Origin of the sequence: Brochothrix sp. (assembly GCF_017549435.1) — a bacterium.
Taxonomy (GTDB): domain Bacteria; phylum Bacillota; class Bacilli; order Lactobacillales; family Listeriaceae; genus Brochothrix; species Brochothrix thermosphacta.
Genome location: NZ_JAFYUW010000163.1, coordinates 1 through 6,983, shown reverse-complemented (window position 1 = coordinate 6,983; position 6,983 = coordinate 1). Strand labels below are relative to the sequence as shown.

General features: G+C 35.3%; 8 protein-coding genes. 3 read left to right on the top strand and 5 right to left on the bottom strand.

The features are described 5' to 3' along the window. Both IKV95_RS10550 and IKV95_RS10545 read left to right on the top strand, forming a co-directional pair. Positions 1 to 622 (top strand): TetR/AcrR family transcriptional regulator (locus tag IKV95_RS10550; protein WP_287451809.1); only part of this gene is annotated, 622 nt, incomplete at its 5' end. A gap of 26 nt (positions 623 to 648) precedes the next feature. Next, a complete protein-coding gene (locus tag IKV95_RS10545) occupies positions 649 to 1,617 on the top strand; it encodes an alpha/beta fold hydrolase (RefSeq protein ID WP_029090672.1) in 969 nt (322 codons plus the stop codon). A 273-nt stretch (positions 1,618 to 1,890) separates the two neighbouring features. Here IKV95_RS10545 and IKV95_RS10540 read toward each other — a convergent pair whose 3' ends face one another. From IKV95_RS10540 to proB, 4 genes are all read right to left on the bottom strand, one after another. Further along, the gene (locus IKV95_RS10540; protein WP_069118648.1) at positions 1,891 to 2,601 is read right to left on the bottom strand and encodes a hypothetical protein; all 711 of its coding nucleotides are present in this window, start codon (positions 2,599 to 2,601) and stop codon (positions 1,891 to 1,893) included. Positions 2,602 to 2,613: 12 nt separating this feature from the next. Next, positions 2,614 to 2,922: a hypothetical protein gene (locus IKV95_RS10535; RefSeq protein WP_029090674.1), complete on the bottom strand. Its 309-nt coding sequence runs from the start codon at positions 2,920 to 2,922 to the stop codon at positions 2,614 to 2,616. Positions 2,923 to 3,024: 102 nt separating this feature from the next. Then, positions 3,025 to 4,269 carry a glutamate-5-semialdehyde dehydrogenase gene (locus IKV95_RS10530; protein WP_287451806.1) on the bottom strand — a complete coding sequence of 415 codons (1,245 nt, stop codon included), beginning with the start codon at positions 4,267 to 4,269 and terminating at the stop codon, positions 3,025 to 3,027. Between the two features lie 11 nt (positions 4,270 to 4,280). Beyond that, positions 4,281 to 5,081, bottom strand: coding sequence for a glutamate 5-kinase (proB, locus tag IKV95_RS10525; RefSeq protein ID WP_069118649.1), 801 nt, complete (start codon positions 5,079 to 5,081; stop codon positions 4,281 to 4,283). Positions 5,082 to 5,251: 170 nt separating this feature from the next. Here proB and IKV95_RS10520 point away from each other — a divergent pair, with 170 nt between their 5' ends. Next, positions 5,252 to 6,067, top strand: coding sequence for an alpha/beta hydrolase (locus tag IKV95_RS10520; protein ID WP_069118650.1), 816 nt, complete (start codon positions 5,252 to 5,254; stop codon positions 6,065 to 6,067). Positions 6,068 to 6,159: 92 nt separating this feature from the next. On the opposite strand, the gene IKV95_RS10515 is transcribed toward IKV95_RS10520, so the two are convergent. Further along, a partial coding sequence (locus IKV95_RS10515; RefSeq protein WP_287451803.1) for an AI-2E family transporter occupies positions 6,160 to 6,983 on the bottom strand: 824 nt, incomplete at its 5' end.

Genomic DNA, 6,983 nt, shown 5'->3' with positions numbered 1-6,983 from the left:
TGACGAAACAATTGCTCATATAATACAAGTCGCAACTGCCTTATTTATTGAAAAAGGTTATGAAAAAACAACGATTCAAGATATCGTCGCTAACTTAGATGGTCTTTCTCGTGGTGCTATTTATCACCATTTTGATTCTAAGGACGCCATTATCGCAGCTGTTAATCAAAGATTATTCCCAGAAACGCAAATGTTTGAAGTCATCAAATCCCATGACGATATGACTGGTCTAGAAAAATTAAAACATTTTTTCGTATCGCTTACCTTTAATGAAGAACTTGCAAAATTTTATGCTCAATCGCAATCACTCATTAATAATCCCCAATTTTTAGTAAAACAATTACTGAATAATAGTGAAGTTGTGGCACCTCAAATACGTTTTTTTATAGATGAAGGAAACGCCGATGATTCTTTAAAAGTAGAAAATCCAAAAGCTGTATCCGAAATAACCATGCTTGTTTTAAGCACTTGGTTTTTAACAGCGATTTATCCTGCTACAATAGCAGAATTCAATTCCAAAATATTAGTCGCTAAACAAATTTTAGATAACCTAGGTGTACCAATCATCGATGACAGCATACTCACTAAAATTGCAGACATTCTCAATGGCAACAACAAATAATTGCACGTGACGAAAGGAATCCACTTATGAAAAATTTCTTTAAAAAGGCTTTACGTATTTCAATTAAAATTCTGATTGGCTTAATTGCCTTAGTTGTATTGTTTTTTGCAACCGTCTTCACTGTTAACTACTTCGCTTTAAAGAGTGAAGCTAAGAAAATTGAAGATTATGGTCAAAAGGTCACTATTGATGGTGGTCATAAAATGAACGTTGTGACACTTGGTAAAGGGAAAGACAAGCCAACAATTGTTTTATTACCAGGATATGGCACACCTTCTCCAGGTAATGATTACGATGAGTTAGGTCGTTTATTGGATAAAAATTATCAAATCGTTATCGTTGAACCATTCGGTTACGGTATGAGTGATGTCACAGAAACACCACGTACAACAGCTAATATGAACAAAGAACTTCACCAAGTATTACAAAAATTGGATATTAAAGATTATACGTTAATGGGACATTCGATCGCTGGTATTTACGCAATAGAATATATTTCTCGTTATGGGGATGAAGTGAATGCTTTTATCGGTATCGATAGCAGCTACCCAACACAACCGATGGAAGATATTCCTGTTGAAAGCTTACAAACTCTTAACAAAATGGGCTTCAACCGTTTAATTGCATCAATAATGCCAGATGCCTTAATGTTACCTCCACGTGCAAGTCAAGAAGTTAAGGATCAAGTAAAATACATAGGTTACCGCAACATGATGAATGAGGATGTTGGTGACGAAGCGAAGCGTTTTACACAAAACTTTAAATCAGCATCTAAAGTCTCGCTTCCAAAAGATTTACCTGTTTTCTTCATCATCTCATCTGAAAGTGATGAAGCCGATCCAACCACATGGACAGCGGGTCACGAAGGATTAATTAAAGGAAATCCAAATGGTAAAATTGAAATATTAAAAGGGCCTCACTACTTACATCACACTCAAGTTAAAACAATTGCTAATGATGTCACTGAGTTCCTAGATTCACACAACATCAAATAGAAAGAAAGCTGCTAACTTAAAAATCAGCGGCTTAAGACTGAAGATAAACACTGTTCCAGGTCGTCACTCAGTTTCTATTCAGCCTTATCATATCCTAGTCAAAATCGCTTAAATCATATTCAAAAAAAGATATTTTTAGAGGTTTTGTCTATAATAAAAATAAAAAGCCGCTAATTTTCAAGTTAGCGGCTTTTTATTGGGCTCTATGTATTTACCTATATCATCTAAAAAAAGGAGAGCATATCATATGCTCTCCCTTTTCTATTTATTATTTTAGTCTTTTGTTTCTTCTTTAGTTGTTTCTTCTTTTGGCGCATCAGGATATTTTTCTTCTAATTGCTCCATTAATTCATCTAAAGTCGTTGCATCTTTAGTTTCTGCTTCTTTAACTTCTTCTTCTAGCTCTTCTTTTTCAACGTTTTGAACAGCTTCTTCGATTGACCCCCATGAAAGGTTGTGTAAAACTTCACCCATTTTAGCTTCTGCACGTTCTTGCGTTGTATCACTTACAAACTCTAGACGCTCTACTTCAATGTCTTTCCATTTCACTTGGATTTCATAGTAACGTTGTTCTAAGACACTAAGATCTTCTGTCATTTTAGCTTGAAGTTTTTCTAATTTTTCTACTTGAATTTCGTAAAATGCAACTTCTTTATTCGCTAAATCAGCTAGGCGTGTTTCGCCTTCTTTAGCAGCTTGAGCTGCTTGTGCTGTGCGTTTAATCAATTGCGATTGTGCGTTGTTATAAAGTTCCGTTACTTCAAGTGCTAAGTCGCGTTTTTTTGCCATAATCGAATCAACATCACTTAAATCGCGTTTCACTTTACGAATATAACGATCATATGATTCTAATTGCGGCATATCATCATATTGCCATTTACGCCATGTTTGTTTACCTTGGCGTACCACATCATTAACACTTGCTTCTACTTGTTTTTTTAATCCGCGTGCTTTATCTTCTACTGATTTACGTACATCTCTCATATCTAATTCCTCCTAAGGTTTGTATTCAAATACACTCTGATTTCGATTTTTAGCATTTGCTCGCTTGTGTTTGTTAATATAGTAAAAGCCAACACTCACGATTGTTACAAACAGTGCAAATTTCCACTGGCTAATAACTAATCCGATACCGAGAATAACGACAATCGGATGCAACCACTTTACCCATCCTTTAGCGATTTTAAACTGTTGAAGCCCGTAATAAATGAATCCTAGGCCGATACAGATCACCAACACTGACCAAAACGAGAGGAACAACAAAATTCCTAACGCTACAACGAGAAGCATAAATAGAATTGGCATAGTTCTTATCTCCTTACTCTTGTGAATATACTAAGTATAACAATAAGTTTGTAATCACTATAGCTGCTACAGAATGATATTTATCTACAACTTAAGACTGAGTTAACGGCGCAATTGCCCCTCACCATTCACAACATACTTAATAGATGTCAGTTGTGGTAACCCCATTGGTCCACGAGCATGTAGTTTTTGAGTGCTAATTCCTATCTCAGCACCAAATCCAAATTCAAATCCATCAGTAAAACGAGTGGACGCGTTGACATAGACAACAGCAGCATCCACTTCCTTCGTGAATACTTGGCTATCACGATAAGAATTAGTCAGGATTGCTTCTGAGTGTTTTGTACTATACTGAGCAATGTGAGCAATTGCAGCTGTTGTTGAGGGTACTACTTTAATTGCTAAAATTAGATCTAAAAACTCTGTCTCATAATCAGAAACTGTTGCTTCTTTTACTGTTTCTTTAATTGCTTGTACTGTTTCATCCCCACGGATTTCAACACCTTGATCCTCTAAAGTGCCTACCAAACGAGGTAATATTTCAGCGGCAATTGCTTCATGTACTAATACCGTTTCAACGGCATTACAAGCGGACGGTCGTTGCACTTTTGCATTGCTAACAATTTCAATTGCTTGCATTAAATCAGCTGATTGATCGATATAAATATGGCAATTTCCTGTTCCTGTTTCGATTACAGGAACTGTTGCTTCTTTTACAACTGTTTGAATTAAGCCCGCACTTCCACGTGGGATTAATACATCTATAAAACCATTTAACTTCATCAATTCTTTTGCTGTTTCCCGCGATGTATCTTGCACTAACTGGACTGCAAATTCAAGTTGTAATGGTTGTAACGCTTTTTGAATGACTTTAACAAGCGCCCGATTTGAATGTATCGCTTCTTTACCACCACGTAAAATCGTTGCATTACCTGTTTTCAAACACAAAGCAGCCGCATCAACCGTAACATTAGGTCGTGACTCATAAATGATTCCGATTACGCCTAAAGGTACACGTTCTTCTGAAATACGCAGCCCTGCTTCATTGACCCAAGATTGCACACGTTCGCCCACAGGGTCTGGTAAGGTTGCAACCTGCTCTACACCAATAGCCATTGCTTCAACTGCTGCTTCATCGATAAGTAAGCGTGCTAACATCGGTTTTGCAACACCATTTGCTTCCGCACTTTCCAAGTCTTTTTTATTCTCATTTAACAAATAAGCAACGTCTTCACGAAGTGCTATTGCTATTGCTTTCAAAGCATTATTTTTAGCAGGTGTACTTAAAATTGCTAGTTGGTAGGACATTTTTTTTGCTTGTTCAGCTTGTTTAATTAAATCACTCATCAGTTTCCCTCCTATTCATTACTAAAAAGTGTACCTATGTTTTTCCCCTCTAATAAATCATAGAGTATATAAGGATCTGCTCCGTTTGTAATTAACATTCTCGATTGATTGTTCACAACTCGTTTTGCCGCTTCAATTTTAGTTACCATACCACCGGTTCCAAAGCGACTTCCTTCACCACCTGCTAAATTAACAATATAAGGTGTGATTTCTTTTACCTCACTGATAAGTTTAGCGTTTGGATTAACATTAGGGTCACTATCGAATAACCCATCGATATCCGATAACAGAATAAGTAAATCAGCCGTTGTGACTTCACTTACAATCGCAGATAATTGATCATTGTCGCCAAAACGTGTAACATGCTCAATTTCATTAACACTTACGGTATCATTTTCATTAACGATTGGAATAATCCCTTTATTTAACATCATCTCAAATGTATTTGTAACATTTTTTCGACTATCAGGAAAATCAATAACATCACGTGTGAGTAATATTTGACCAACTACATGACCATATTCACCAAATAGTTTGCTATAGATGTGCATTAATTCTGATTGTCCTACAGCTGCAATTGCCTGTTTTTCTGCCATTTCTACAGGTGGCGTCTTTAATTGTAATTTATGGCTGCCAACACCGATTGCACCGGATGATACTAAAATTACTTCTTTACCTTGATTTGATAAATCCGCCAGTACTCTTACCAATCGCTCAATTGTACGAAGATTGATTTTGCCATTCGAATACATTATTGTTGAAGTTCCCACTTTCACAACAATACGCTGGCTCTCTTTAATTATTTCACGCACCCTAACACCCCATTTTAGTTAGATAATTCTGTTAATTGTTATTCCCTTTATTTTACATGATTTTAATTAAAAGAGTAGCCTTTTAATTAAATTACTTTTCTAAAACAAAAAAACACCACAAAGTTTCATTATTAAGATATAATTATTGTATTAAAAGAATGAGGTGAATCATGAATAAACGAAATTGGCTTTCTTATTGTCTCATACCTGTAATTACTTTTGCCGTGATGATTTCAATATTGATTGCACTACAACCTTCTTATCCCAAAGCTCAGTCTACACAGATTCCTACACTCTTTATTCATGGATTTAATGGTAATGAACGTTCATTCGGCGGAATGATTAATCGTTTTAACTCAAAGTACGGTTGGGGAACCACTTCTCAAACACTTCGAGTTGACACTGATGGAACAGTGACTCCAATTGGAACCTATGATAAAACGGCAAAAAATCCACTTATAAATGTAATTTTTGTTTCTAATAAGGAAAATTTAAAAACGCAAGCTGGTTACATAAAAAATGTCATGACTTATCTACATAAGGAAGATGACATAAAGAAAATAAACGTCGTCACACATTCAATGGGTGGAAGTTCTTTAACTGTCTACTTAGCTTTAAACCATGACAATAAAGAACGTCCGACTGTTAATAAACTGGTTTATATCGGCGTCCCTTTATCTCCGACTGATTATAATAAAAAGATTAACAACGAAGAAAAAGCACAGCGCAAAATTTCCCAACGTATGTCTGAAACTTTGCCAAAAAGTACTGCTTTTTTAATAGTTGCTGGTTATGTCGATAAAGAAAAAGGTGGAGATGGTTCGGTTACACTCGAAAGTGCGTTACTTGCTGAAGATATTTTCAAACACAACCCTTTGCAAACACAAATTGTAAAAGGATCAAGCGGCACTCACTCTGGTTTACATGAAAATGATAGTGTTGATGAACGTATTGGCAAATTTTTGTGGTCTGTACCTACAAAATAACTACTATAGAAATTACAAAAAGCCCAGACTCTTATGTCTGGGCTTTTTTATTGGCAAGAAAAAAAGATGAAGGTCATGTTAGCTTCCTTGCTTTATTTTCGTTTTATTTTTTTGGTAATATTATTTATAATCGGCTTTTTTTCTTTTGGCTCTGGTTTAGCACCAATAACATCTACTAAGAACATAAACACCGGAATACCTATAATTAATCCCCATACACCAAAGAAGTGCTCACTGAAAATCAATACAATAAAGGTATAAAAAATCGGCAATTCTGTTTTTGAAGACATAATCTTCGGATTGAGAATATATGCCTCAATTGCATGTATCACAATAACTGTAATAATCATGTAAATAACATCTGTAATTCCACCAATTGTATAACCGATAATACTTAATGGAATCAATGAAATGACGACACCTGCGACAGGTATCAAACTCAATACAAAAATCATCAATGCAAGACTAACAAGTTGAGGGAAGTTTAGTAACCATAAAACAAGTGTTGTTGCTAATGTATTGAAAAACGCAATAATAAACTGAGCTTCCATTACTTTACCAAAAGTTCCGACAAATCGAGAACCAAAATATGCTACTTCGTCATAGATAAAACCAATAGCACTATGTTTGAATCCTTTTGTGAAACTTACTAAGTGTTCTTTACTTAATGAGAAGAAGAAACTCAATAACAATGCAATAAATACATTGAGAGTAATACTGCTCATACTTGTTAATGAAGAGACAAGGAAGTCAACACCTGTATCCATATATTTCTTTATGTTATATTTATCCATAAAGTCGACAGCCATTGCAATAAATCTATTGCTTGTTCCTTGACTAAAGAATCCAACAGTACTGTTAAACAGTTGTGTTACTTGCTTAACAATTACTGGTAAGTAATGTGTAATTGTTGCAT